Source organism: Devosia sp. (genome assembly GCF_034675085.1).
Classification (GTDB): domain Bacteria; phylum Pseudomonadota; class Alphaproteobacteria; order Rhizobiales; family Devosiaceae; genus Devosia.
Genome location: NZ_JAUCDN010000462.1, coordinates 1 through 1,805, shown reverse-complemented (window position 1 = coordinate 1,805; position 1,805 = coordinate 1). Strand labels below are relative to the sequence as shown.

Annotated in this window: 2 protein-coding genes; both read right to left on the bottom strand. The window is 60.6% G+C overall.

Annotated elements, in window-relative coordinates:
* Positions 1–29: 29 nt before the first annotated feature.
* Entirely contained in the window at positions 30–662 is a 633-nt protein-coding gene (locus tag VDP82_RS17730) for a tyrosine-type recombinase/integrase (protein ID WP_323016138.1), read from the bottom strand.
* A gap of 560 nt (positions 663–1,222) precedes the next feature.
* Positions 1,223–1,805 (bottom strand): hypothetical protein (locus tag VDP82_RS17725; protein WP_323016137.1); only part of this gene is annotated, 583 nt, incomplete at its 5' end.

Here is a 1,805-nt window from a genome sequence, read left to right as displayed (position 1 = left end):
TGAAGTGCCGTCGGCGAAGACTTTGATAGCTAAATTTCTGTCGCCTCGGAAAGCGATAGGGCGTCATCGACGTCCACGCCGAGGTAGCGAACCGTGTTCTCGATCTTGCTGTGACCAAGCAGGATTTGAATGGCTCGCAAATTCCCTGTGGCCTTGTAGATGAGCGACGCCTTGGTTCGGCGAAGGGAATGAGTTCCGTATTCCTCGGGTACAAGACCGATGGCTGTCACCCACTCGTCGACAAGTCTCGCATACTGTCGCGTGCTGAGGTGGTTGTTGGGATGGACGCGGCTGGGGAATGCGAAATCATCGACGCCGCCGCCTCGGCGTTCGAGCCAGGCGAGCAGGCTGGCCCTCGTATCGGCAGTGATCTCGAACTGAACTGGTCTTCCCGTCTTCTGCTGGATCACCATTGATCTAGATCGAATGGACGGTCCCGCCACAAGCGTGCCGATCTTGATTTTCACCAAGTCACAGCCTCGAAGCTTGCTATCGAGCGCGAGGTCGAACAAGGCTCGATCGCGAAGTCGGCCTTCCCGATCAAGAAAGAAGCGGATTGACCAGATCTGTCTGACTTTGAGAGCACGTTTGGCGCCGACCTGCCTACCCGCATTCCAAGCTGGTCTCCCTGCAGCGGCAGGGTCATATTGTGAGATACCCATTACATTTCTCCTGTGGCCGAAGCGGCCATCGGACAAACGATTGTGGCAGGGTCTCAGATGGCTTATGCCGGCCCCATTTCTGACTTCGAATTTCAAAATTTACAGCTTCGCCAAGGTCGTCGGCCTCTCCCCTCCTCATAATGCTGCTTGGTTGGTTCTGGCCCGCTAGTGCTGGACCAGAAAGATTTCTTGGCGCCGCTTGCGCTGTCGCGCCCATTTTGAGGATGGGGCCCGGAGGCCGACTTGACCCCGGATTTGTCCACTGGCGCCTGCGGCGCTTGCCCCAGCTTCGATGGAAGCTGGGGTGGGGGATGGTGGGGTGGACCTCTCCGGCGTCAACCTCTGGCTCGGATGCTCTTTCTTTCGATTGATGGCTGCCGGAACGGCATGTTTGAAGGGATCTCCGATCCCTTCGGTCCTTGAGACGGCCGGCTTGCCGGCCGCTCGGGACGGTTACCCCGAGACCCATTGGTCGAGCGGAGTAACCGAACCGATCTGCTTCTGGCTCTCGGATGAGCCAGAAGCAGACCCCTTGCTGCGTCAGGGGCAGGCCAGAACGTTCAGGGCAGGCGCTGATGCGGCGCCAGGCCATGGGGCGCCTTGGCCAGCAGCCAGAACGACAGCCACGGATGCAGCGCCGAGATCATATGGCGGTGATAGGCGTGGAAGGGGTGCAATTTGCCGGGCGAGGCCTTGAGCCGCACCATTTTGGTGCGCAGCTCGGGAGCGAGCATGGCGGCCACTGCGGGCACGGCATCGGCAACATGCTCGATCAGAGGGACCCAGTGCTTGCCGGTGCGGGCGACGACGATTCCCGCCGCACAGGCCGCCACCACCTTGCCGGCCATGACCTTGTCCTGACCCGAGGCATTGTTCAGCCGTTCGACCACCTGCAGCCAGCGTAGCACAAGCGGCAGTTCGTCCTGGATGGATTGGCGAAGATCGCGAGCACCGACCAATTTGGCCAAGGCGCTCCATTCGGCGGCCACCAGCTTGAGATCGGCACCCGACGCCACTGCGCTGGCGATTTTCTCCGTCAGCCCCGGCGCCTTGGCCTGGAGCTTTTCGGCCAGGGCCGCGGCATAAGCCCGCTGTCCTTCGGCATGGCGCTTTCCCTCTTTAATGAGAATAACCTCGGGACCG